Source organism: Ammoniphilus resinae (assembly GCF_017873965.1).
Classification (GTDB): Bacteria; Bacillota; Bacilli; order Aneurinibacillales; family RAOX-1; genus Ammoniphilus_A; species Ammoniphilus_A resinae.
The window spans coordinates 214,197-239,957 of record NZ_JAGGKT010000001.1 but is presented as its reverse complement, the minus strand read 5'-3'; the positions used below and the strand labels follow the sequence as shown (position 1 = coordinate 239,957).

At 40.5% G+C, this 25,761-nt stretch carries 23 protein-coding genes and 2 riboswitches; of the genes, 7 read left to right on the top strand and 16 right to left on the bottom strand.

The window, feature by feature from the left end; genetic code table 11:
• Positions 1 to 69: 69 nt before the first annotated feature.
• Together J2Z37_RS01090 and J2Z37_RS01085 are read right to left on the bottom strand one after the other, a co-directional pair.
• Positions 70 to 444 carry a DUF423 domain-containing protein gene (locus J2Z37_RS01090; RefSeq protein ID WP_209808075.1) on the bottom strand — a complete coding sequence of 125 codons (375 nt, stop codon included), beginning with the start codon at positions 442 to 444 and terminating at the stop codon, positions 70 to 72.
• An 88-nt stretch (positions 445 to 532) separates the two neighbouring features.
• Entirely contained in the window at positions 533 to 1,822 is a 1,290-nt protein-coding gene (locus J2Z37_RS01085; RefSeq protein ID WP_209808073.1) for an NCS2 family permease, read from the bottom strand.
• 278 nt (positions 1,823 to 2,100) lie between these two features.
• On the opposite strand from J2Z37_RS01085, the gene J2Z37_RS01080 reads away from it, so the two are divergent.
• From J2Z37_RS01080 to J2Z37_RS01070, 3 genes are read left to right on the top strand one after another with little or no spacing between them, the layout of a single operon-like run.
• The gene (locus tag J2Z37_RS01080) at positions 2,101 to 2,508 is read left to right on the top strand and encodes a CidA/LrgA family protein (RefSeq protein WP_209808071.1); all 408 of its coding nucleotides are present in this window, start codon (positions 2,101 to 2,103) and stop codon (positions 2,506 to 2,508) included.
• Positions 2,492 to 3,196: an LrgB family protein gene (locus tag J2Z37_RS01075; protein ID WP_209808069.1), complete on the top strand. Its 705-nt coding sequence runs from the start codon at positions 2,492 to 2,494 to the stop codon at positions 3,194 to 3,196. Before J2Z37_RS01080 ends, J2Z37_RS01075 begins: the two co-directional genes overlap by 17 nt.
• Before the next feature lie 11 nt (positions 3,197 to 3,207).
• Positions 3,208 to 3,861: an HD domain-containing protein gene (locus J2Z37_RS01070; protein ID WP_209808067.1), complete on the top strand. Its 654-nt coding sequence runs from the start codon at positions 3,208 to 3,210 to the stop codon at positions 3,859 to 3,861.
• A gap of 73 nt (positions 3,862 to 3,934) precedes the next feature.
• Here J2Z37_RS01070 and J2Z37_RS01065 read toward each other — a convergent pair whose 3' ends face one another.
• The 9 genes from J2Z37_RS01065 to J2Z37_RS01025 all read right to left on the bottom strand — a co-directional run bounded on the left by J2Z37_RS01065 (position 3,935) and on the right by J2Z37_RS01025 (position 13,341).
• A complete protein-coding gene (locus tag J2Z37_RS01065; RefSeq protein ID WP_209808066.1) occupies positions 3,935 to 4,693 on the bottom strand; it encodes a prepilin peptidase in 759 nt (252 codons plus the stop codon).
• Positions 4,694 to 4,804: 111 nt separating this feature from the next.
• On the bottom strand, positions 4,805 to 5,557 hold the full coding sequence (gene pilO, locus J2Z37_RS01060) for a type 4a pilus biogenesis protein PilO (RefSeq protein ID WP_209808057.1): 753 nt from the start codon (positions 5,555 to 5,557) through the stop codon (positions 4,805 to 4,807).
• Positions 5,557 to 6,168, bottom strand: a complete 612-nt coding sequence (locus J2Z37_RS01055) for a hypothetical protein (protein WP_209808055.1) — start codon at positions 6,166 to 6,168, stop codon at positions 5,557 to 5,559. The genes pilO and J2Z37_RS01055 overlap by 1 nt, the downstream gene beginning before the upstream one ends.
• A complete protein-coding gene (pilM, locus tag J2Z37_RS01050; protein WP_209808054.1) occupies positions 6,168 to 7,160 on the bottom strand; it encodes a type IV pilus biogenesis protein PilM in 993 nt (330 codons plus the stop codon). The genes J2Z37_RS01055 and pilM overlap by 1 nt, the downstream gene beginning before the upstream one ends.
• 108 nt (positions 7,161 to 7,268) lie before the next feature.
• A complete protein-coding gene (locus tag J2Z37_RS01045; RefSeq protein ID WP_209808052.1) occupies positions 7,269 to 7,805 on the bottom strand; it encodes a type IV pilin protein in 537 nt (178 codons plus the stop codon).
• Between the two features lie 162 nt (positions 7,806 to 7,967).
• A riboswitch (cyclic di-GMP riboswitch) is annotated at positions 7,968 to 8,051 on the bottom strand.
• Between the two features lie 30 nt (positions 8,052 to 8,081).
• Complete coding sequence (locus J2Z37_RS01040; protein ID WP_209808051.1) at positions 8,082 to 9,293, bottom strand: type II secretion system F family protein; 1,212 nt, start codon at positions 9,291 to 9,293, stop codon at positions 8,082 to 8,084.
• A 6-nt stretch (positions 9,294 to 9,299) separates the two neighbouring features.
• Positions 9,300 to 10,331 carry a type IV pilus twitching motility protein PilT gene (locus J2Z37_RS01035; protein ID WP_209808048.1) on the bottom strand — a complete coding sequence of 344 codons (1,032 nt, stop codon included), beginning with the start codon at positions 10,329 to 10,331 and terminating at the stop codon, positions 9,300 to 9,302.
• 15 nt (positions 10,332 to 10,346) lie between these two features.
• A complete protein-coding gene (locus J2Z37_RS01030; protein ID WP_209808047.1) occupies positions 10,347 to 12,008 on the bottom strand; it encodes a GspE/PulE family protein in 1,662 nt (553 codons plus the stop codon).
• Between the two features lie 40 nt (positions 12,009 to 12,048).
• Positions 12,049 to 13,341: a VanW family protein gene (locus J2Z37_RS01025; protein WP_209808041.1), complete on the bottom strand. Its 1,293-nt coding sequence runs from the start codon at positions 13,339 to 13,341 to the stop codon at positions 12,049 to 12,051.
• A 136-nt stretch (positions 13,342 to 13,477) separates the two neighbouring features.
• On the opposite strand from J2Z37_RS01025, the gene J2Z37_RS01020 reads away from it, so the two are divergent.
• The 3 genes from J2Z37_RS01020 to J2Z37_RS01010 are packed head-to-tail and all read left to right on the top strand — an operon-like array spanning position 13,478 to position 16,676.
• On the top strand, positions 13,478 to 13,987 hold the full coding sequence (locus J2Z37_RS01020; protein ID WP_209808039.1) for a type IV pilus modification PilV family protein: 510 nt from the start codon (positions 13,478 to 13,480) through the stop codon (positions 13,985 to 13,987).
• A gap of 5 nt (positions 13,988 to 13,992) precedes the next feature.
• The gene (locus J2Z37_RS01015) at positions 13,993 to 14,682 is read left to right on the top strand and encodes a PilW family protein (RefSeq protein WP_209808037.1); all 690 of its coding nucleotides are present in this window, start codon (positions 13,993 to 13,995) and stop codon (positions 14,680 to 14,682) included.
• A 5-nt stretch (positions 14,683 to 14,687) separates the two neighbouring features.
• On the top strand, positions 14,688 to 16,676 hold the full coding sequence (locus tag J2Z37_RS01010) for a hypothetical protein (RefSeq protein WP_209808035.1): 1,989 nt from the start codon (positions 14,688 to 14,690) through the stop codon (positions 16,674 to 16,676).
• A 49-nt stretch (positions 16,677 to 16,725) separates the two neighbouring features.
• Here the strand turns inward: J2Z37_RS01010 and J2Z37_RS01005 are convergent, their stop codons facing one another.
• Positions 16,726 to 20,262, bottom strand: coding sequence for a vWA domain-containing protein (locus tag J2Z37_RS01005; RefSeq protein WP_209808033.1), 3,537 nt, complete (start codon positions 20,260 to 20,262; stop codon positions 16,726 to 16,728).
• A 217-nt stretch (positions 20,263 to 20,479) separates the two neighbouring features.
• On the opposite strand from J2Z37_RS01005, the gene J2Z37_RS26080 reads away from it, so the two are divergent.
• A complete protein-coding gene (locus tag J2Z37_RS26080; RefSeq protein ID WP_425340298.1) occupies positions 20,480 to 20,797 on the top strand; it encodes a DUF5658 family protein in 318 nt (105 codons plus the stop codon).
• Between the two features lie 60 nt (positions 20,798 to 20,857).
• Here the strand turns inward: J2Z37_RS26080 and J2Z37_RS01000 are convergent, their stop codons facing one another.
• From J2Z37_RS01000 to J2Z37_RS00985, 4 genes are all read right to left on the bottom strand, one after another.
• Positions 20,858 to 22,597 carry a methyl-accepting chemotaxis protein gene (locus tag J2Z37_RS01000; RefSeq protein ID WP_209808030.1) on the bottom strand — a complete coding sequence of 580 codons (1,740 nt, stop codon included), beginning with the start codon at positions 22,595 to 22,597 and terminating at the stop codon, positions 20,858 to 20,860.
• A gap of 25 nt (positions 22,598 to 22,622) precedes the next feature.
• A complete protein-coding gene (locus J2Z37_RS00995) occupies positions 22,623 to 23,003 on the bottom strand; it encodes a PilZ domain-containing protein (protein ID WP_209808028.1) in 381 nt (126 codons plus the stop codon).
• A gap of 22 nt (positions 23,004 to 23,025) precedes the next feature.
• Positions 23,026 to 25,182 carry a bifunctional diguanylate cyclase/phosphodiesterase gene (locus J2Z37_RS00990; protein WP_209808027.1) on the bottom strand — a complete coding sequence of 719 codons (2,157 nt, stop codon included), beginning with the start codon at positions 25,180 to 25,182 and terminating at the stop codon, positions 23,026 to 23,028.
• 68 nt (positions 25,183 to 25,250) lie between these two features.
• A riboswitch (cyclic di-GMP riboswitch) is annotated at positions 25,251 to 25,334 on the bottom strand.
• Between the two features lie 146 nt (positions 25,335 to 25,480).
• A complete protein-coding gene (locus J2Z37_RS00985; protein WP_245203528.1) occupies positions 25,481 to 25,741 on the bottom strand; it encodes a CHASE3 domain-containing protein in 261 nt (86 codons plus the stop codon).
• Between the last annotated feature and the right edge of the window lie 20 nt (positions 25,742 to 25,761).

Here is a 25,761-nt window from a genome sequence, read left to right as displayed (position 1 = left end):
AATGAAGACCTTTTCTCTTCATTTTTAAATGAGATTGGGTCTTCATCCACCTAAGTCACCCAAGAACCATTACAAGCTTTTCATCGCCGCAACGGCCAATAAAATCCATCCCACCAGAAAAGCCACTCCACCGATCGGAGTGATCGCCCCTAATACCCGAATCCCTGAGAGACTTAAAGCGTACAAACTCCCCGAAAACAGAATAATCCCGATTAGAAATGCCCAACCAGAGGTATGAACCAGCGACGAAGACGAAAACCTGTCAGCCAACAGGGCTGTAAAAACCAGGGCAATCGCATGGTACATATGGTATTGAACCCCCGTTTGATAAACCTCCAACAAATCAGCAGGAAGTTTCCCTTTTAAACCGTGAGCTCCGAATGCTCCTAATCCAACGGCCAAAAAACCATTGATGCTTCCTAAAATAAGAAATATCTTGAACAACCTTTACACCCCCTATCCTTACGTACCGGGAGTCTGACCCCCCTTTTAGCTCCCATGTTACCACAAAACGAGATGGGTTGCCCCCATATTAATGTGCCGGGAAAAAGATCATTTGCATCAAAAAGATAAAGCCGAAAATATAAAGAATAGGATGAACCGACCGACCTTTACCACTCACCAGCTTCATCAATGGATAAGTGATAAATCCAACCGAAATTCCTGTCGCAATACTTGACGTGAGCGGCATACTTAACATAATCATAAAAGCAGGAAAGGCATCATCGAAAACTTTCCAATCAATCCGTGCAAGTCCCTCCATCATAAAACAGCCAACAATAATCAACACAGGTGATGTGATCGCTGGCAAATTAGAGATGGCTGCAATGGCTGGTGAAAAAAAGATGGAAAGAAAAAATAGCCCAGCTACTACCACTGAGGTAAGCCCAGTTCTCCCCCCTGCGGCAACCCCTGTCGTCGACTCAATATAAGCGCTTGTTGGGCTTGTCCCCAGTGTTGATCCAACCGTTGTCGCAACCGCATCGGCCATTAAGGCTGAATTGGCTCGAGGGAGTTTTCCATCCTTTAATAAATGGGCTTGTTCAGCTACACCAATCATTGTTCCGGTGGTATCAAAAAGTGTGACTAGTAAAAAAGCGAACACCACTGTGTATAGTCCGTGTGAGAAAACCCCAGAGATGTCCATAATAAACAGTTCAGGAACGGGTGGGGCGGAAACAATCCCTTCAAATTTTAAGAAGCCTGTAAAATATCCGATTAATGCGGTCAGTAACATCCCAATAAAGAGGGCGCCCTCCACTTTTCTCGCCATTAAAATCAGTGTCATAAACAACCCGGCAAGCGTGAGCAGTGTAATGGGTTGATGCAAATCGCCAAAGGAAACCATGGTAGCGGGATTTGCGATGACAATTCCGGATGATTTCAATCCAATAAATGCAATGAATAGCCCGATTCCAGAGGTGATCCCATATTTCAGTGAATTAGGGATAACTTCAATAATTAGTTCACGAAGTCTTGTCAGGCTAAGCAAAACAAATAAAATCCCAGCTAGAAAAACTGTGCCAAAAACAACCTGATAAGAAAGATTATGGGATGCTACAACACTTGCAAAGTAAGCGTTCATTCCCATACCCGGTGCAATTGCAATGGGATAATTGGCGAAGATCGCCATATAAAGTGTTCCCACAACAGCCGAAATAATAGTCGCCATAAAGACTTGTTCAAAAGGCACCCCTGCAGATGAAAGAATGGCTGGGTTTACCACAGCGATATAAACCATCGTTAAAAACGTCGTAACCCCTGCCAATAATTCGGTTTTTACAGTGGTGTTGTTTTCTTTCAAGCGAAAAAAGCGATTCATTTTATCCTCCAACTTTCTTTTTACGAACATAAATCAAATACGCCTCGGCGTATTTGCGCCCAGATTTTTTCGAGCTGGCTCGAAAAACTACCATTGAAAATCTGTGGCATCCGCCGGAGGCTTTAACTTTATTCAGTGGGAGTTTGTCCCCCCCACTGAATAAAGTTAAACAAACAGATGTATTATATTCACTTCCCTCCTTGATTTCAACCCTATTGACTGTTTCCTGGTTTCTATTCATAATTATTTTTATCTTTTAAAGCTGGGGAATCGTTTATATGAAAACAAAAAAGTGGCTCAAAATCATCTTTCAAATTATTGCTATCAGTCTTTTTTATGAGGGGATTCGTTGGTTTGTTGGCTTCCTGGAAATCCCATTCCCACCTAATGTTTTAGGAATGGTCATTTTATTTTTCCTTCTGGTTGCTGGAATCATTCCTATATCATGGATTTCTGATGGTGCAGACTTTCTCTTAAAGTACATGCCAATCCTATTTGTACCGTTTGGGGTGGCGATGATGAACTATTGGAACACAATTAAGAGTTCGGGAGTCCCACTATTCCTTGTGCTCACTCTCAGTTCCTTTATGGTCGCCGCAGCCACAGGTTATTCCGCAAGATATTGGCAACAGAGAAAAAACAAAGAGGAGAACAGCGAGGTTTCAGCATATGCCGATCATATTTAGCACACAAATCTTTTTAGGGGCGTTTCTCACCCTTTTCGTATACGGTCTTTACTCTTTAATCCATTTAAAGACAAAGTCCGTCTGGACAAATCCGATGGTACTTAGCATGCTTTCTATCCCCTTCTTTCTTATGGCGCAGGACATTTCGTTTGAGAAGTACCAAATTGGCGCGGGTTTAATCAGTTATTTTATTGGTCCGGCCACCATAGCTCTTGCTGTCCCGATGGCTAGACAGTTTCAGCTATTAAAGCAATATGCCTCAACCATCCTCTTTGGGATTACCGTGGGATCCATTGTTGCTTTTATCGGGAACTTTTTATGTGCCCTAATCTTGGGTCTTCCGAAAGAACTGGTGTTAGCCGTCACGCCAAAATCCGTTACAACACCCATAGCGATCGAAGTCGCCCATGTAATTGGCGGCGACCCTGTTTTGACAACAGGGATGGTTGTTGCCACGGGAATTTTGGGTATGCTGATGGCAAGAAGTTTGCTTACGTGGTTTCATATTGAAGATCCGATTTCACGTGGACTTGCCATGGGCGTGTCCTTCCACGCGATCGGCATCGTCAGGGCGCGGGAAGAAGGGGAGTTTACCGGAGCTATCAGCAGTATCTCCATTGCTCTGGCAGGGGTAATTACAACAATCGCAGCTCCATTGCTCTTCCCCTTTTTAAAATATTGGTTGTAGGAGGGACTCCATTGGATAAAAGAGCAATTATTGAAGCAGCTGAAAACTTTGCAAAAGAAGAATTAGCAACGGATAGCAGCGGTCATGACTGGTGGCATATCTATCGCGTGACGAAAAGTGCCGAAAAGATCGCTCAGATGGAAGGGGCAAATGAATTTATCTGTGCGCTTGCTGCCCTTCTTCACGACCTTGCTGATGAAAAATTGATCGGCACCGGAAACGAAGCCGCTGGAATCGCAAAAATTAAACAATGGCTTTTGCACCATGGCGTGACAGTGGATGACATGGAACATGTGATTGAAATTATCGGGGCGATGTCTTTTAAGGGTGGAAATCGCTCGGCCATGAGGACCCTGGAAGGAAAAGTTGTTCAAGATGCGGACCGACTTGACGCCTTAGGGGCTGTGGGGATTGCTCGGACCTTTGCTTATTCCGGGGCAAAAGGTCAGCTTAGTCATGATCCTACCCTTGCTCCCCGTGAAAATATGACTGCTGAAGAATATCGAATGGGGAAAAGTACAGCGATCAATCATTTCTATGAAAAGCTATTAAAACTAAAGGATTTGATGAATACCGATTATGCGAAGGAACTGGCTGCGGAGCGACATCAATTTATGGTCGGGTTTCTGACGCAATTTTATGCTGAATGGGAGGGGGAAAAGTAGGGTAGCCTACTCCTTCCCTTTATTTCTCGATATGGGCATATAAAGTCGCCTGTAGGTATGGAACATTCACTTTTTATTGGAGAGCAAATTTGATATAGGCTGAAATTAATTCATTTCCATAGAAATAAGAAAGCCAAATCCCGAGTGCCAAAAATGGACCAAATGGAATTGGTTCTTTACGCTTGACTACCTTTATTGCTAAAAGTAAGACTCCAATGATTCCTCCGATAAGAGAAGCCAGGAAAAAGGAAAGCAACGTTAACTTCCATCCGATAGCCAAACCAACAACAGCCATCAGCTTTATATCCCCTCCCCCCATTCCACCACGGCTGATGATTGCAATCAACAATAGCAGCCCGCCTCCTGCGATTACCCCGATAAGGTAGTCAGTAAACGGGAGTGGCCGATAAATGACGTGAATCAAAGCAAATAAAACAAAGAAAAATAGATTCACCTTATTAGGAATGATCTTATAGAGAAGATCACTAATTGTGATTGTAGTTAATAAGGCCATCAACGGAATAGCAATCCATAATTCTTGATTCCACCCGATTTGATAAAAAGCAAATACAAACACACAGGTTGTGAACACTTCTCCCAGCAGATAAACCGGAGAAATCTTCGTTTGACAGTATCGACATCTCCCTTTTAACAGTAGATAACTAAAAACCGGAACAAGATCATGTGGCTTTAACGGATGCTTGCAATGCACACAATGGGATGCAGGAAACACAATCGATTCACCTTTAGGAATGCGGATAGCAACAACATTGAGGAAAGAGGATAAGATTAGGGAAAAGATAATAATGAAAATAGATTGGATAATTTCCATGGAGGCCTCCTTAGAAAAATTATGTAAGAGGTAAAGAGATGACCAAACGGTCGCCTCTCTCCACCATCATATTACCCTTTCACCGAAATCCTCTTTTAATTAGGGTTGCAACTAAGGCTCATTAGATACCTCGTTCCAAGAAAGTGGATTCTTTCTGTTCGCAGGCTCGGTATATGGGATAAATGGCAAATCCTTTACCAAATCTTTTAATAACGGTGCATAAAATGTAGATACCTGTACCTTATAATGAATTTCTGGTTTTTGAACCGTTGGCATCATAACTTCCGGATTGCCTGTAAAGGATAAAGAATCAATATTGGTGATTCGCTGCAATTTCTCAATTTCGGTCAAAAATTGTTCCAGTTGCGTGTAATTAGATGAAATGACCGACAAATTAACCGTCAACCTCTTCATTCCTTGAGGGAGAGGGGTGGATTGATTTCCCTGGGACGCGGACTCAGATTCTTTAGTTTCATCAAATGGATTTTCTATTTCTAGCTTCTTCGGTTTTGGATCCTCTTTTATCGTTTCATCCTGCTCACTAATTCCATAGGAAAGAATCAAACTGTCAGAGAGCTCTTCTGCCTTATGCAGATCAAGTAAAAATTGGTCAACTTGCGAAGCAACCGGAACCTTTTCTTGAAGATTAGTAGTGTTTTCTGTATAGATTTTTTCTGCCTGATCTTTTTTTTGCTGAATAACTGAAATCAGTCTTTCCTCATTTTTGGTTTCCTCGCGGATCTGCTCAATCTTTCCTTTTAACGGTTGATGCCAAAAATAATATCCCGCAAAAATAAGGAGAGTCGGTAAAAGGAGAGAGAGGACGATTGCGGCAACCTGTTTAAAAGAGAAATCCTTAAGCATTATTCCCTCTCCTCCTTTTCCGCCTTGATTGATTCCTTGTCTAGCTTCATTTGAAAAAGAGCCATATATCGAGGCATAAACTGTTCCTGGTCATCCCCGGTTAAAGCACGTTCTTCCGAACCTGGTGTGTTGACGGAAACCGTCTTTACATTTTTTAGTTTCACTTCATTTATAATGGGGTCTTCTTCTAATTCATGCAAGTAGGCTGAAACCTCAAACAGGGTATCAAATTGGACAGAAAGTGTTACAGAACTATCCCCTGCATATTGGTAATTTTGGAAAGCCCCATATTTAGGAAGCGCCGCGGTAAGTTTATGCAAAACAATGACCGTTGAAACTGGCTGCTCTTCAACCCAACTCACAATCCCTTGCAATTGGTTGGCGGAAGAAGTGGATACACTTAGACTAGCTTTCTGCTCCTCGACTTCTCGTAGTTTTTTTATCATCGTTAATTGTTCTTCTGCCGTTGATAGTTCTAACTTAAGTGATTGGCCCTGAAAATAAAGCCAGCATCCCCCAATGATCAAAATGAGGAGACCGATTGCCAATAAAATATAGGGAGAGAGACTCTTTTTTTCTCGTTGCGGCAAGAGGTTAATATTAACTAGCATCATCGCACCTCTTTTAAACCAAGACCTAAAGATAAATAATATTGAGGTAAAACTGGATCTCCCTTTGCTGTAACAAGGCCTACATCTAACGAATCTATCGGAATATCTAAAGATGCCTTAAGGCTTTCTTCAATCTTCTTCAAATTAGGAAAGTCTCCTGTAATCAATAGTCGGGTAACCTGTTCATTTCCCTGATTGAAAGAATAATGGTAAAAGTTCATCACCCGCTCGATTTCCCCAACCATATTTCGAATTTCCTCCCGCAAATAGTCAGGATCACCTGACCATGAAAGGGTTTCAACCCCTCTTTCGTCTCTTTTACGCTTCCACGCTGCCCAGTCAATGTTCATCTTGATATGACGCATAAAGACTAGCTTACACTCTTTGAAAATCCCGATGTTCACCGTATGGACATCGAATTGGATACACAAAAGATGATCCTCCGCCCGTGATAGTCCCAATTGATCATAAAGCCGATAAATGGCCAAAGAAGAAATATCCGCGGCAATCGGTTTGAGCTTCACTTTTTCTAACAAATGGACATACTCCAAAACAATGTTCTCTGGAGCAGCATAAAATAAGACTTCTTTTTTATTGTTTTCGATCCCAAGAATTTCATAATCAAAGACTGGATTATCAAAAGGAAGATGGATGCTTGCCCCAATTTCCATATAAAAGTATCCTTTCACTTCGGAATTAGGCACATCTTCTGGAATTGAAAGCTTTCTTACAACAACGACAGGATCTGGGACAAGAAATAGGACTTCGCATTTTTGGATTCCCCATTCCTGAACACATTGTTCAAGAATAATTTCAAAGGTTTCTATATCCACTATTTTCCCCTCACGGATGACGCCATCTGGCAGGTAGCGTTCACCACATAAGCGAACCGCTTGCTGATCCCGGTTTTTGATATCCATACAACGAATCACATGGTCTTTGATGATTAGGCTTATTCTTTTTTTATGTCGAAGGAAAATGGATAGTGGCATAGGAATCACCTGTTTGGATTTATTTAGAATAGAAAGATATACTAAGCTTCACCCGTATAGATAGTTGTAAAATGGAACAACCCTCAAAGAGGGTTGTTGATTTCTTTATTAGCCTTCATTATTTTCATCAGTGTTGTCTGTTGGTGGAGTTACTGCCTTAACGATCTCACGTTTTAATGCATTTTCAGCAACTGGTGTGTCACCGTCTTCAGCTACTTTTTTAGCACTACCCTTCAGAAGAACCGAATATGAAAATCTAACACCGTCTTTTTTTATTACTACCTTGCTATCACCTACATCATAAGTATTTGAATCATCCCAATCGTTATCTTTAAATTCAGCAACAATACCACTATCAGGATCCTTCATTGGATCTATTAAATTTTTATCGTATAACTGTTGAAGTGTTAGTGTTGCTTCATTATCACTATCAAAGTCATCATTTTCCGCATTCCCCGTCACCCAGATCTTAGCCGAATTAATCATCTGCTGGGCATTCGCCACATGTGCATCTTTCTTCGTATTATCTATTAATCCCCCAATGCTCGGAACCGCAATTGCCGCGATGATTCCCAAGATGACGACAACCGCTAAAAGCTCGATTAATGTCAAGCCTTTCTCATCTTTCCATAAACGTTTGAACATAGATTTCTCTCCTTTAATATCTCTATTATATCTGTATTATGGCATATGATTTTCTGATTGCCTATGATCCAAATCAAGATTTTAGGGACACTTTTTGAACTTTTTACTGGAATTTATGTTAAAAAACCCTTCCCAAAATCTTGGAAGTATAACCTCCTTTCAAGCGGGTAGGGCCGGTTGCGCCATATACTCCATACGACTCAGGCGCCCATCTTAAAGTCGTATTTCTTCGTATCCCTATTAAAATTATTTTTGAATGTAAATGATTATATCAAACTATTGACCTACGTGGTTAAAAATCTCAAACATCGGCACAAGAATAGAAGTTACGATGGTCCCTACAACGCCAGCAAGGATGATAATCATAAACGGCTCGATTAATGACTTGATCCGATCGGTGGCAGCTTCAACCTCTGCTTCATAAAAATCCGCTACTTTGGCAAGCATCAAATCAAGCGTCCCTGTCTGTTCACCAATCGTTATCATTTGCGTTACTAAAGGAGGGAAGATCCAATGCCCTTTCATCGGTTCTGTTAAGGACTCCCCTTTCTCCAATGAACTGCGGGAAACAGTTAAAACTTGGCCAAGCACTTCATTTCCGACAACCTTTTCTACAATAGTGATGGCCTGTAAGATCGGTACCGAACTTGAAAAGAGGCTGCTCAACGTCCTTGCCATTCTGGCCAAGATAGCCTTTTGCACTAATTTGCCAAAGATCGGCAACTTTAAAGTAAAATAATCCAAATAATATTTAGAGTTTTTATTTTTCTTCACTAGAAAAAAGCCAACATATAGCGAGATCCCAAGCAAAATAAAGATCCACCAATTTCCTTGCATCCATTCACTGGCACCAAGAACAAACTTCGTTATGGCAGGCAGCTCGGCTCCAAACCCCTGAAACATATTCGCGAAGGTAGGGACAACACTCGTTAATAAAAACGCCACGACACATATCGCAACAATTCCTACGGTAATCGGATAAGCTAAAGCGGAAACAACTTTTTGTCTGGTTCGATGTTGCCTTTCAAAATAGACCGCAAGACGTTCCAAAGTATCATCAAGATTCCCGCCGATTTCACCAGCTTCCACCATATTAATAAACATTGTGGGAAAGACCTTCGGGTGTTTTGCCGTTGCCTCTGATAACAGTTTCCCGCTACGCAAGTCCTCTTCAATCGTTTCCAAAACTCTTCTAAACGTTTTATTTTCCGTTTGATTAGCCAATACTCTTGTAGCGTCGACCACCGTTACACCAGCTTCAAGCAATGTGGAAAATTGCCGTATAAAAATAACCAATTCTTGAAACTTGACAGGATTTCCAATGGTAATTTCTTTATAAAGAAGATTATCCTCCAGTTCCCAGATTTGATTGACAGCAATCCCCTTTTCCCTTAATTTTAAAATCACCTCGCGTCGTGAGGCCCCATTCTGATTCCCTTTTCGCACACGACCTGTCCTGTCACGCCCTTCAAAACGAAATACAGCCATTAAGTGTTAACCCCTTTCCATTAGAAAAGGTTCTGCCGCTTCCCTAGTGATAATTTTCTTATCTAACAGCTCTTTGATCGACATATCAAGCGTATGCATGCCAAAAGCCCTACCTGTTTGCATGATGCTCGGAATCTGATGTATCTTCTCATTACGAATGAGGTTTGCCACTGCTGAATTATTAATTAATACCTCGGTTGCCACCCGTCTTCCTTGCCGATCAATCGTTTGAAAAAGCCGTTGTGATAAAACAGCGACCAATACCGAAGCCAGTTGAAACCTAATCTGTGGCTGTTGGGCTGCGGGAAAAACATCAATAATCCGGTCAATAGTTGACGGGGCATCGCTAGTATGCAATGTAGCAAAAACCAAGTGACCCGTTTCAGCAGCAGTAATGGCCGTAGAAACGGTCTCTAAATCGCGCATCTCTCCAACTAAAATAACGTCAGGATCTTGCCGCAAAGCGGCGCGTAACCCGTTAGCAAAGTTTTGTGTATCAAACCCAACCTCTCGTTGATCAATAATACTGTTACTATGCCGGTGGAGATATTCAATCGGGTCTTCCAACGTAATAATATGTTTGCGCATCTGTTGATTAATATAATCGATCAAGGCAGCTAGTGTAGTAGATTTTCCGCTTCCAGTAGGTCCCGTCACCAACACAAGCCCCTGGGGCTTTGCCGCTATTTTCTTCAGGACTTCTGGCATCCGCAGTTCTTCCAGAGTAGGAATGGTAGTTGGAATCGTTCGAATGGCCATACTGACAGAAGAACGTTGGAAATAAGCATTAATCCGGAACCTAGCTCCTCCTGCAAGACCATAGGAAAAATCCAGTTCACCTTTTTGTTGAAACATCTCCCAACGATCAGCTGGTATAAGTTCTTTTGCCATCGCTTCCGTATCTTGCGGGGTAAGAGCTCCCCGACTGTACTGCTTCAATTCTCCATGGACACGAAGCACTGGCGGAACGCCTACTGTTATATGCAAATCAGATGCCTTTTGGTCCAACGCAGCTTGTAATAATTCAACAATTTCCACAGGCCTCCCTGCCTCCTATTCTTGAATGGCAACCCTTAGCACTTCTTCCGTTGTAGTTAAACCCTGCTTTACCTTTAACAGCCCATCTTTTTGTAGGAAAATTGTTCCTTCCTTGACCGCATATTCACGAATGGTGGAGATTGCGTGATTATTCATAATCATCTTCCGAATGGTTTCATCCATCGCCAACATCTCATGGATCGCGATTCTTCCTTTATATCCCGTCATATTGCAATTCCCGCAACCTTTACCACGAACGACTTGTTCGATTTTTAGTCCATGCTTGGTAAAAATCATTCGTTCCCTTTCTGTCGCCTCCTGAAGTTCTTGACAATCTCGACAAACCCGGCGCACCAATCGTTGGGAAAGTACACCGGTTAAGGAGGCAGCAACTAAAAATGGCTCTACTCCCATATCAATAAGACGAGTGATGGTACCAATCGCCTCATTCGTATGAAGTGTGCTTAATACCAAATGTCCGGTCAGAGCAGCGCGAATGGCGATTTCTGCCGTCTCTTTATCCCTAATTTCCCCGATCATGACAATATCCGGATCCTGACGAAGGATTGATCGTAACCCTGCAGCAAACGTCAAACCCACTTGGGGGTTAACTTGGATTTGACTGATCCCCTCAACTTGATATTCGACCGGATCTTCTATTGTAATAATATTTACTTCTTCCGTATTGAGCCGATTTAACGCTGCATAAAGGGTGGATGTTTTCCCTGAACCCGTTGGTCCTGTAATTAAGATAATTCCATTGGGTCTTTCGATTAATTCTAAAAACCGCTGATGATTATTTTTGTTAAAGCCAAGCTTATCGATATCGTTTATACTGCTGCTTAAATCTAACACCCGCATGACAATCTTTTCACCATAAATGGTGGGTAAAGTAGAAACCCGGATATCGACCGCATGATAGTCAAAATTGATTTTAATTCGTCCATCCTGAGGCAGACGGTTTTCGGTAATGTTTAAATTGGCCATTATTTTAATTCGGGCTGTCAGTACATTTTGCATATGTTTCGGTAATGTACGTTCCGTCCGCAAAACTCCATCGACCCTATAGCGGATTGATACTTTGGTTTCTTGCGGATCAAAATGAATATCACTGGCCTTCAGCTGAACCGCATTCAAAATAATCTGATTAACAAGTCGAACAACTGGAGAGTCTTCATCAACGATACGGTTTTCTTCAGGCGCTTGATTTTTAGGAATCTCCTCAAGAAACGCATCCATTGACTCATCGAATTGATAATACTTATTGATCGCCCTTAATATATCGTCCTTTGTCGCGATTACAGGTTCAATTTGAAACCCGGTGGCCATCCGCAAATCATCGATCGCATAATAGTCCATAGGATCTGCCATCGCCACAAACAATCGATCTCCTTCTTTCTTTAAGGGAATCAATTGATTACGCTTGACTATATCCTTTGGAATTATGGTCATTAATGTTGTATCAATGGGATAGCGGTATAAGCTTACATGTGGAATCCCCAACTGAAACTCCAGTACCTCAATAAGCTGTTGTTCCGTTATAAAGCCTTGTTGAAGTAGGGCATCCCCTAATCTTTGGCTATCGCTTTTTTGACGTAACGCTTGATCCAACTGCCCTTCTGTAATAAGCCCCGCTTCCACCAATAAATCTCCCAAACGTTTACGTGCCTGTTTCATAGTTGAACTCCTTCGGTAAGGCGTTGTAGATCCTTTCCACTTATTTGATCATAATCCAGCCACTTTCCTTTGAAGCATCCTTCTGCAAATCGTCGTTTACTTGCTGTGGGGTGGCTTCTTCTTCTTGCTGATCGGAAGAAGGGCTCGGGTTAACAATCGATTCAGAAGCTGGTAAAGAAGCAGGTCCCCATTCTTCAACCCGGTGTATTGGGGGATAATAATCTTCAGAGATCCATTCTTTCCCTACTAATTTTCCATCCTCCCACTTTTGCCGATAGACTTCTACATGATAACCCAATTCTCCCTTTTCCACTGTAACCTTCTCACCCACAGACAGATTTGAATTAAAGTGAACGATTGTTTTCGGTTCCAATCCTTTTTTGGCTAACAAAAAGGGTTGATAACGAGCAGAAAGCTTGGCCCCTTCAAGAGAAACTGTAAGTTGATCATTTTGATAGACCGTTCTTAACGTATAGGGTCCCGGATTTGGATTCTTAAAGACCAAGTCCCAATGGTTTGGAATAATACTTGCCTCAAATCCTAAGTCTGTATAGGCCGGTTTTGTTCGACCTATATGGCGTTCAATCATCTCTAAATTGGTATGTAACAACAATTGATAGATTCCTGCCGCTGCCAAATTAAGAGAATTGTGTTCAGCTTCGGAAAACTGATTTTTCCCCATTAAAGTTAATAAAGAGACAGACTCACCCGGTTCGATTGTATAGTTATTTAACTTAGCAAATATTTGCAAATCAACCGGTTGTTTCGCTTGATTAGAAACGGTATTTTTCCCAATGACAACCGATGGAGAGGATTCCTTCTCAAGATAATCGCTTAAATTAAGTAAACTCTTTTGCACTGGCAACGTTACAGCCAAATCCTCCATCGCCTTTTCTAAGGACAGATAATCCACATGTTGCATGATATCCTTGTCCAATAATTGGGACATGTTGTTTTCGAGGGCTTCATGCAGAATGGTTAACTTTAGCGGAGAGGATCCTGTAGAAGATGCCTGTTCTATACTTGTTGGAATATCAAATTGAAAGACGGATGGATAAATAGAAGAATCCTTTCCATTCCAGCTAAGCTGGATTGAGGGTTCACCTAGCCAATTTTCCACAGCCTTTTCCACCTTCACCGTTGCTTCCCTTCGATTTAGACCCTCTACCGAAATAGCGCCAATGGTTGCCCCCGATGCAAATTGAAATTCGCCCACAAATGATTTAATCCCAAACACGGATGAATGGGAAAAACCTACCAAAAGCGAAACGGACAAAATTAAGATCAAAAAGACAACAACATAAGGTTTGGCATAAGCACGAACCTGTTCCATTTATCTCACCACTTTCAGATAAAACTGATTGGTTAATTTCGACAAATTTCATCATATTGTTACAAAGAACGTAAGGTTATTGTAATATAAAGTTGCATCGTCTAACAAGAATGGAATAGAAGAAGGTGAGTGCGTTTTGAATCAAAGTTTAAATCAAAAGGGGTTTACCTTAATAGAGGTATTAGTTTCCATTGTTCTATTTTCAGTCGTCCTGATGTTATTTAGTACCTATTTTATAAATAGCTTTTCTCTATCCAAAAGACAAGACAGTGAATTAATTGCCATGAACATCGCTAAGCAGATTGCAGAACAATGGAAAAGTGAAGAAGGAGATCTCTCATCCCCATCTGCTTCTATTCTTAAACCGGTTGATTCTGATTTAGCTACGATTGGTTTAGCTGATAAGACCCAACTTGGATATAATGATTTGCAAAAACTGGTGGGGTACACCCTTGTTTTACCTTCAGAAAAGATGAATGATAGAACATACGAACCGCATATTACAATCCAATCGTTAAATCGTGATCCAGATGAAACGATGGATTTAAGCCCGATTATTATCATCGAAGTAGCCATTTATTCTACGGTGACGAAGCAACCATTAGCAACACTAACGACTGCCATCGGTCACGAAACGAAAGGGTAAAAATTATGCGAATCGATCCATTACGTTTAGATCAGCGAGGAGTTACCGTACTAGAACTTTTGCTTAGTGTAACGATTTTTCTTCTCGTTGTTTTGCCCTTGTCAACCTATTATTTGTCCGGTGTTGATCGCTACCAAAAAACACTTAAACAATCTAATCTTAGAAATGAATTAGATTTTACGATTGCAGATATCATGACAAAAGTTGAAGGAGCTAGTTTCTTCGAAATTAGCGACACAGGTTTAGAAACTACGGATAAAAGAAAAGATGATTTGCTCACCATTTTTCAAAGTCCTAAATTAGGCAGTTCTATTTCGGAAAGTGAAGCCCAAGAGTTAAAAGCAAGTTTAACAACCTATAAAACACATGTAACCTACGAATATGATGAGACACTTGATAGGAAAGTGCCTCGATCAGAGATCGTAAAACAAACCTTTCAAATCCCTGATTTTAATTTTAACCATCAGCTTTACCTTATTGATGGGCTATTCAAGTTGTCTGATGATAACAAAAAACTTCTTGTTTTTCTGGTTGTCGTCCCCAAAAGCTCTTACTTTCTTGAGATGGATGGACAACATTCAGGTTTTACCGGATGGGATGAAGTGGTAACTGCATTAGAAGAAGATTCTCCGCCCTTTGAATATATTAAAATAACAAAAATAGAAATCGCAGTGAATAACTTGCAAAGAGGATAATTAGAATGATGACCAACAAAAGAGAAAGTGGAATCGCACTTGTAACTGTCCTACTCATGATTACTATTTTTTCTATCCTTGGACTATCCATCATGAGCTCAACGTTGAACCATGCAAAAATCCGTACTTTCTCAAACGAGGAAGTAGAAGGGAAAATGTTGGCTGATATTGGATTTGTCTATTTCCAGGAATACTTAAAGAAGAAACTAAACATGCATGAAAATGACGTACTGGCAGCCATGCACGATCCCGGAGACAACGATGCAATAATAGACCTCATTGATAATATTGCTGCTTTATCAGAAGTCGGAAACGGGCCATTCCTGCGAACGTTTCTCCCTGATCATAAAAGAAGCTTTGCCATTAGCTTCCAAGAGATGAAGGAAACGTACACCCTGTCTGGTGCCGAAAAACAAATGCCTATTCCTTATCAAGTTGAAACCAGTGGATATTCCCATCCCTATATCCGTAAATTAAAAGTATGGGTGATTGGAATCCCAGCAACAGCGGCAAACAATGATACTGCCTCCAAAAAGGTTAAGTTGGAAGCAACCGTTTATATTAACAACATTGCTGCGCCGTTTCATTACGCAGTTAGCACGCCGGGTGAATTGCGTCTATTTGGCGGCAGCAATATCATCGGTGATGTAACGGTCGGACAACGTTTATTAACAAGCGATGGATACCGATACAGCATCTATGATGATTCGGCTGATCAAGACAGATGGTATACAGGACCCGATAGTGGTGGTTCGCTTAGTACCCAATCTTTTATTAAAGGAAAAATACGGCTTAATGGGGATCTTGCCAATCTATATAAGGTGACCTTGGCAGAAAATTTTAACCCTTACATTGAACCAGATATGCTGCCAAGGGAGCACAACCCTGAAGAGATTAGACGGGATTCTTTAAGAGCAAACAGAGTATTTATGCCGAGAGGGATAGACAATTTAGATTCGACTGTAAACAAACCTTATATCCCTGAATATGATCCCCCGCTCTTTGAACGAGTGGATCCTTCTGATTCCTCCATAGGGGACGTTTCTACATTGGTAGAAGAAAAGTTTAGTCAATACGCGGCAACACCGAGCTTATATAGAAACGTCCCTCTCATTGTAGACGACCATGTGAATCAACCCATTGTTCTCAAAGAAAATAACCCGCCGTGGACAGAAGAAGATTATACATCCTCTGAAAGCAAGGAATTCTCCAGGGTAGACGTATCAGGTATCCAAGGCAATGACGTTGTTATCCATGTGCAGCGGGATCACACGATGGGTATGCAGCTGGCCAGCGGACTAACCCTAACTACCAGACTTACCGGAAATCAACTGGCAACCCCAAGATTCCAACGGCTATTTATCGGTCCAAGTCCGAGCAATCCCTTTTTTAGTGAAGATAAAGCCGCGGTAGAAATGGGGTGTAAAAGTTCCTTTGCGGAAAGCCCTGAAAAATGTGATCCTGATCGCGATAACGCTCCCTTTACCTTTACAGGCACCATTTTTATTAAAGGAAATCTGGATATTGTTGGTGATATCCATGTCAACGGAACAATTTACGTCGACGGAGATGTGACGATTCGTGAAATAAGCAATCTCCCCGATCAAAATTTAATCATTGTTTCTTCAGGAACGATCACGATTTCCAACCGCTTTCCCGATCTCAATCCTGAGGATTTACCTACAGATTTTAGACCGTTATCCGCCTTTTTGTATTCGGAAAAATCATTAAAGGTATACTCTATCGATTCCTTTAACTGGATTAACGGTGGTTTTGCTACAGGTACAGCCAACGGAAATACTGATATTCCCATGATTGAATTGAATACAAAACGGGAGGAGGATAGCCTTATATCCCGATTAACTATTGAATTTAATCGTGGAATCTTTGAGAAAGAAACACCAGGACTTCCTTCTTCTGACACCGATGTTTATCTTGATACCTATGATATTGAATACACTCCTTATCTTAAGGGCTTAAATTTAACAGAATGAAAGAAGCTTTCCCGATGGGTCTAAACCATTTGGGAAAGCTTCTTTTTTGTCACTTCAATTTTTCATTCGCTTTGACTACAACAGCCAGAGGCTTTTCTGTAGGAATCCAAAATGATTCTACCATGGTCTTGTCTGTTAAACTCATGACCTCAACCTCAATAGCGGCATTCACATCATAGGTTTGAGTTTTACCGCTTGGTGATTTTAAAAACTTTATCACAGGTGTAGAATCAACATACGCCTCTTTCACACTGGGTAAAGTGCCTTTCATCACCAGTAGGTTTTTTTCTTTATCTGTTATGGTATAGTAAGCATCTTTTACACGAACAGCAACCGCTGAGTTTTGATCCTGCTCACTAGATGATGACTTCTGGTTGATTTTATATTTGATGATAACCTTTGCCGCTCTATTGCCTGATGTTGCAGACAGTGTAGTAGAGGTTAAAGTAAAGGTGACATATTCCTTTCTAAAAGAATCTGCCGGGCTACTGTGATCGGGTTGGACAGTGATTTCTTTTATGGATTCAATAGTTCCTGTCTTCGCCTGCACCTGAACCTTTGTAGTAACAGGGTTGCCCTCATCATCTTTTAACATCACTACAGCAATATCCATCATGTTTGATGGCATCACACCCGTATAGAACAATTTCCAAGAGCCATCAACTGGGTTTTGCAAATACCATTCTGTATTTTCCTTAACCGTTCCAGGGACACTCTGTACGGTGACAACAGCAAATGGACCGACAAATTTTTTAAAACTTAGTTTAAATTCCGGTGCAACTTCAGCCTTAATGACCGTGACAGTAAAGGTTGTCGATACCTTCCCTCCTCTGCCATCATTTGCAGTCAGTTCGATTTCTAGCTCTCCAGGCATTGTTCCCGGTGTAAGAACAGGTTGATTATTAACCATCTCCACCTTGACGATTTGATTTGCACTGGAATCACCCAGAATCCTTGCTGTTACGCTCAGTTGATCCCCATCTGGGTCATCGAATATTTCACTAATTTCAACCGTCTTTCTTTCTCCACCGACAAACAAGGTCTGAGAAGGAATCTCACCGGCAGTAGGTGGACGATTAGGGATCGTTTTATCAATGGTGATTTCTCTGACTACTGCCTTCCCATTGGCAAATCCGCCTTGTCCACGAACCTCTAATTTGTAGTGAATGGGACGAGTGTTGTCACCGGTTAATTTTGGGATTTCATCTGACCATTTGGCTAAGGAAATCCACTCACCATCAACACCATCCCTAGTTATACGGTATTGATATACAACTTTGTTCTTTGAATCGAAGGATTCCGGTTCATATATTTGCTCATCGATAGTAGCCAGGATATCTTCCTTGGAAACCTTCACATCATCATCAACCACATGGCCACTTTCAACAGTTTTAAATTCAATACTTGGGACCAATGGCAAATAATCTACATAATCCGTTTGGTTCTTCACATTTCTTGATTCAACCCGGATAACATTCGTATTGATTTCATCCAAGTCTTCTAGATAGGTTAATTTTTTGATGGGATCTGATGTTAGGGACGCCGAAGCCACTTCGGAACCGTCTGATTGCTTTATCTTACTAATCCGGCCCCATTCATCCCCCTGATATATGTATTCATCATTTCCGATTAAATCGAGCAGTATAACCTTCGCTTGCACAAAATCAAGCGGGGCTTGAATCGTTATCTTTTTTTCCGGGCCATTTTTTAATTCGTAGGAAACCGTTGGATTCTCTAATTGGGTATTTAGGGCCCAATTCGCCTTCGCTTGCAGCTCCGCCTGTAACTGCCCCGGCGCAAAATTCACAGTGACCACGGTCCCATCAGCAGATACCAGGATGCCATCACCTGGCATTACAGTGATTCCATCCGGAAGTTTCTGGACCAACTTAACATTCGTTAAGTCGCCTGTATTTGTGATAGATGGTTCTAACTTGTAGTTAATAGTAAACTTATCCATTCCAGCAAATTCCTGGTCTTCTGAAATAATGAGGTTATCAACCTTTTGTGGAAAACTCATTGTACCGGTAATGTTCGGTTCGCTTACTCCCCGAACATTGATGGTAACGGGGTTATCCTTAGGTAAAACATAAGTTTTAGCTGTTCCCATTGAATCTTTATATTCCAATACGGCGTCTTCAAAAGTATAGCGGCCTTCTTTGGTAAATTGGATCGGCAGATCATAGATGTATTCACGGGAAGAATCATCGATATCCCCAAGTTGTAAAACGGCATAGTCACCGCTTATTGTCAGGTCAGGAGTCTCTGTAATTTTAATGTTTTTATCCAACACACCAAGGCTAGGTGAATTTTTAACTTTTAGTTTAAACTTGATGTCTGTAAACTTCGCATAGGAGGCCATCTCGCTGGTAATCGAGCGAAGCTGGGCTGTTAAATTTGTCCCGGTTGTTGCTTGAACAGACTTTCCACCTGTATTGCTGGCTAGAACGCTCAAAAGATTATTTGTATCATTATCTGTCCCAAATCCAACTGCATATATCTTTATATTTTGTTTGTTTAACTCGGCTGCTTGATCTTTCAACTGATATTTTATATTGGAAAACACATCATCATAGCTTATATTTACAAAGTTGATTTTCTTGTTATTTTCAAAAAAGAACTTTTCCCCTTTGTACCCATCAAGTAGATAATGAATATCCTTTTCTTCCTCTGTAAAACCGTTATTCTCCGTTCCAGAACCCTTTTTAACATACTCCTGCTTTACCGTTTTAACAGGTTTTCCTCCTGATAGAAAAACAATATATTGATTTCGGTTAGAATCACTGTTAAGCATCGATTTAGCCTTTTCTAAAGCATCTGTATAATTTGCACTTTCTTCAAGTTGGGCAGAGGGGAGTACGAATTTAGCAAAATCCTCATTTAGATCCATAGTTCTTATTACATTTTCATTAAATGTAATAAATCCCAGACGATCCCCCTTGCCTAGGTTTTTAACAGCCTCCAGAACTGCAGTTTTAACCTGCTCATTTTCGGTTTCGCTCAAAGAACTTGATTGGTCAATAACAAATACAACATCGCTAGGTTTTCTTTTGTTATTTTCGACAGTTCCTTTTGGCTTAAGGGTAATATTAATTATACCATTCTCACCCAATTTAATTTCGTTTGATTTCGCCTTCATTTCAGCTGCTAGTTCTGCATCATTTTTGGGAGGTGTTACAGGTGGTTCTGTTGGCTGCGGATTTCGCCCAGAAGCTACCGTAATAGTGCAAGTAACGGATTTATTTCCATTTCCAATATTGCTGCCATTCCCATGATAAGCCGTGATCCCTGCTGTCCCCTCTTTTAATCCGATAACCTTAATGGTCCCTCCCTTTCTATTAACCAACTTCACAATGCTAGAATCAGAGACTCTCCATTTCAGAGATGTATCATTTGCCGGGGTAATCGTTGCCGAAATACTTTTCTCCTCTCCCACTTTTACAATGCACTGACTACAATCCATGGATATATCATTATTCGTTGTGTTGCCATTTGCCAAAATAGGTGATTGATTTGATAAAAGAATCATCCCAAACAGCAAGACTAACGCTAAGAAATTATGTATACCCTTTCTGAACCTTTTCATTCGCTCACTTCCCCCAGACAGCCCCGAAAAATTTGTCGTTTTTTGTCATAGATACCATACACAAACATTTTAGCCTATTTTCTTTAAGAATTGTATCTCTCTTTCTCCAGAAACCCATTAGATAACCAACCAATTTTAACCATTTTAGGGTAATTTTGTTGATGTTATTAACGGATGATGATATAATTTTTAAAAAATTAGGGCAGGAACATTATATATGACCGTTACCCCTCCTATTAAAACCATCTGTTTTTCTCTTCTATTTCTTTGTGTATTGGATACCCTTATAACAAACTGGGGGTTACTAACTGATCAGATTAAAGAAATAAATCCAATTATGAATTTCATTTATTTTGAATTGGGTATTTCTATCTTTTTTATCGTTAAACTTGGTTTACCAGTCTTATTATTGTTTATTCATAAAATGATCCGCTCTATCTTTTTGTATATTGGGCTACTGATTACAACTTGTTTTTATATAATCATTCTTTTTTTACATATCCATTGGATTTTTGTAGCGTATCTTATACCGTGAAAATCATCTTTAGGCAGTAACAAAATATAGTCCTATATCCTGACAAAATTTATATTCGTTTCATCTTATAGATAGATCTCCGTCTAGCTTCGACAACAGCTTAATCACCTTGTCAGATGCCTGTTCTAATTTCTCCAGAGCTTGTCCAGCACTTAGCATATTCCCCTTCCCATAACATTCCACCGCCTTTTCAGCAAATTGGTGTACCTCTTTATGTGGCTGCTCTAATTCCTTATATGTAGAACTGTTTTTGATACCAGACGGTAAGTCGCTGTAATACCATTTCCCGAGTCTACAAGCCTCGTGGGACATGACCTGAGTGGAATCAGCAGTCTGTATTCCTAACATCATATTATAAATCTTCCATTTCCATAGAAGATGGTCTGTTTTGGCAACCCGAATTAAATCTTTAGCATTAAGTTTTACGTTGATCCTAAAGAAGGAATTTCGATATTCATCCATTTTGCTACTTAAATCATAGATAATCCTTGCAGTTTCTTTTGCAATTACTTGGGCTGTAGTACTATGGTCATGGATAATGGCATTGCGCTCAGCAATATCCATGACAGCAGCAGACTGTTCTTCAGACATTGCAGCAATTTGAGAAGTGGTTTCACTAATCTCCCTCATGGTAGAAACGATATGGGTTAACGCTTCCCCTGCATGTTGTGCCCCTGTTACACTTTGTTCAACGAGATCGCCAGTTTGTTTAATCTGCTGGATGACCTGAGTAGATACTTTCCGCAAGGAATCCATATTCGATGTAATTTGGCTGATTTGTTCCTTTGTATGTTCGGCTAACTTGCGAACCTCTGCCGCAACAACTGAAAAACCCCTTCCATGCTCTCCAGCACGGGCTGCTTCAATACTCGCATTTAAAGCAAGTAAATTCGTTTGTTCCGCAATTCCTCGTATAATCTTTACTACCTCCTGAGTATGTTCAATTTCTTGGTCAAGGTGATTTACTTGACTCATGACCTGGTAATAAACATCCCCTACTTGCCCGATATCATCCAATGCACTGTCAATCACTACCTTGCTTTGGTCTGCTGATTGCACTGCTTGATCGGTTCCTTCTGCTACCCGTATAGCATGGCTGGCAACCTCCTGAATGGACGCACTCATCTCCTCCGTTGCCGCTGTAACACTATGGCTTTCCTCCATCTGCTTGTCCATCGAAACAATTAATTGCTTGGTTGTGTCCAACTGCGTTGTATGGTTGAGCAGATCAGATACACCAAACAAAAACGACTTAAAGGTTTCTTCCATATACACTTCTACAATAAGTTGTTGGTCATACGAAGCAAGTTTCTGTATCGCAAGAACAGACTGCATCATTTGATGAGGTTTATGGTTTAACTTTTCCATCAAGATCGATGTCATGAACTGAATTAACAAATGATGGGCTGAAATAAAATGCTCTGCAGTCAAGTGAATTCGGCTATGAACTTGTCCGATGATAATTCTCGTCGTGATATATTCCTGATTGACCTCTGCATGAAGAAGTTGATCCAAGTACCTTTCCATTGTTTGTCGCAATCGATCAATGCTGGAATGTTGAAGGATAATATTTTTAAGGTGGTCCACAGATTGAAGATTCCCATAAAATTGATTAATAATCTTAGCTTTATACGGGAGTAAAATATGGGCGGCATCCTTAACATGATTTAACGTATCCTGATTGATACCCAAAAACATCAATCTTTCTTTTGCCCGTTCACCAACTTGAGATATATCCGTTAAACGGGAAAATTCCATATATTCATTCCAAGACTTTCTCTTTTTTGTAAAAATACTCATGTTTTCCTCCGTAACCAATAATTTCTTATGTATATTGTTTTACATAGTTTTTTAATTCCGTGTGAAGTGTCCGTTCCGAGTAACTTTTCGGATCAAATGCCATTCCATAGATATACCCTTTGTAACTTTCCCTAACCCACTTCAATTCACCGGCAATTCTTAATTTTTGATGATGGATTGTGCATTCTAATTGGATTATCGTTTTATTTACAGGTATTTGAAGAGAAGTAGTGACTTTAGCCCCCGTTAAACTCATATCCAATATCTCAATAGTTCCTTCTTTACTCTCTACCTCTCTTCCCTGGAGATGTAGGATCTTAAAGCTTGCCGAAATAGACTTTTGGAAGACTAGGCGAAAACCATCTTGTCTTCTGAAAATAGGGAACTGCGCTTCTTGATTACTCATACATTAGCTACTCTCCTACCTTTTATCTATGCAAAGCAAATTGAAAAGAATTTTTAAGATATTGCTCAAAATCCTGACTCGACAGTGGTTGACTGAATAAAAAGCCCTGCCCTTGACTACAACCGTCCTCGCTAAGAATGGTTAATTGTTCGGATGTTTCGACCCCTTCAGCAATGACATTGAGATTTAACGTTTGGGCAATGGACAGGATGGCCTTAACGATAGCCTGACTTTCTTTGTTCTGATGGATATCCCGGATAAACGATGCGTCAATTTTTAGAGTGTCTATTGGAAGGTGTTTTATATAACTAAAAGAACTATATCCTGTTCCAAAATCATCAACAGAAATATGAATACCTAAATCTCTCATTTCTTGTAAAATAGCTGCTGCATCGTCTAAAACTGCAAAAACGCTTTCTGTAACCTCGAGTTCCAACCATTGAGGCCTCAATCCTGTATCTTTTAAAATTTCTTTAATTTTATCAAGTAGATTAGGCTGGTAGAATTGTCGAACAGACAAATTTACGGATAGTTTTAATTGTGAATAACCCTGCTGTTGCCATTCGATCGCTTGCTCGCAGCCACGACGTAGTACCCACTCTCCTAAAGGAATAATCATACCAGTATCTTCAGCCACCGGAATGAACTTGTTAGGAGCAATCCTCCCGAGTTCTGGATGATCCCATCGAACCAACGCTTCCATGCCGATTAACCTGCCAGTAGAAAGATCCATCTTCGGCTGATAGTCGAGGTGAAATTGCTCCAATTCGATGGCTTTTCTAAGTTCGTTTTCCATTAAAATACGTTCTAACGAGCTCTCTTCCATATCCGAGTGAAAGAAAGAATACCCATTTCTCCCTTGATCTTTGACAGCATAAAGAGCCATATCTGCCCGTTTGAGCAATTCATCTGCATTCCTGCCATCCAAGGGGAAAATGGCAATCCCTAGACTGCAAGAGATATTGTACAACTGCCCACCCATTTTTATTGGTTCCTTGAAACTCGCATGAATCCGCCCAGCAATCAATTCCACTTCCTTCTTACTGACAAGGTTCGTCAGCATAACGGTGAATTCATCCCCTCCCAAGCGAGCCACTAAGTCAATGGATCGAATACATTTTTTTATTCGTTGGGCAGTTTCAGTTAGGATGAGGTCTCCGATTTCATGCCCCCATGTATCATTAATATATTTAAATCGATCAATATCGAGGAATAGAATGGCCAGTTGAGATTGGAACCGCTTCGCATGTTTCTCTTCTTTACGTAAACGATCCATAAAAAGCCTACGGTTTGGTAATTCGGTTAATGAATCATGGTAGGCTAAATGATAGATCGTTTGTTCCGATTCTTTCCGTTCGGTGATATCCCGCATCACCAATACGAAGTTTTGGAGATAACCAGATTCATTTAGAATCGAACTAATCCTCGTTTCTACATAGATATACTCACCATTTCTCATTTGGATTCGAAATTCCAATTGGGATGACACCTTTTTGGTCACTGATATTTGTTGAATCCCATGGGCTACAATTTCGCGATCCTCCACATGAACCCATTGAAGCAAGTTGCTAGCCTCTAGGTCTGTTAAGTTATGGCCCAACCGAAAAGTGTGGGAAGGGGAAACATACAGGAAATTACCTTCCCCATCAATAATGGATATGAGATCTGATGAATTCTCCGTAATCAAACGGTACTTTTCTTCACTTTTCCTTATTTCTTCCTCCATCCCTTTCCTCAGGCTGATGTCATTACGTATAGAGATAAATTGATACGGCTTTCCTGCTTCATTTAGAAAGGGCACAATGGTTGTATCTACCCAATAAAGCGAACCATCCTTAGCCTTGTTTCGAATTTCTCCTCGCCAAATTTCCCCTTTCATAATAGTCGCCCACATATGCTTAAAAAAATCACCCGAATGATATCCAGAATTTAAAATCCGGTGATCCTGCCCTAATAATTCTTCTCGTTCATATTTTGAGATTTTACAAAATTGATCATTGGCATAAAGAATTCGTCCACTTTGATCCGTAATCGCCACAATCGAAGCCTGATCTAAGGCATATTTGATATCTGCGAGTTCTTTCAATATTTCTTTTAATTTTTTGTCTTGAACAAGTAAAGGACTCTGTATATACCAATCAGCTGAGGGATCAGCTTTTCCCTTGTAATCTGCTCTCATTTTCATCACCCATTAATCAGATTTAATTTATATGGATATTCGGATTTCAAAAAAAAAAACCGACCCTAACAAAAAAGGGTCGGTTGCACTACTCACTCCCAGCCATCCAAGTGCCCATATGCAAATGGCTGATCATCGTCTCCACTTAAAAAGAGATATTCAATTGGATAAATATTCCTCATACACCCTTAAATTATATTTAAATATCTTAAAATAGTCTACAGTGGAAATAGACAAATGTTTGGCAAAATTATACTTTGAACTTCCCGATTAGCACATGTAATTCTCCATATATTTTTTAATATTCATTATGTGCGACTGTGAAATTTTGAAGGGCTGATTCATCGCCGATAATTAAATATCCACGCATGCTGACTTGTTCTTGTTTTACGGCTATTTGTAACTCCTTAATCTGAATGAGTTTCTGCGCTTTATCCTCAATTAAATCGGTATATGTACTATTAATTGATGTTATTTGGGAATATCCAATGGCTACAGTCGCGGTTAATATAATTAAAACCGCCAAAAAACCCCCAAATAATTTTCTGCTGATCGTCATGTTCACCCAAGTTCTCCTTC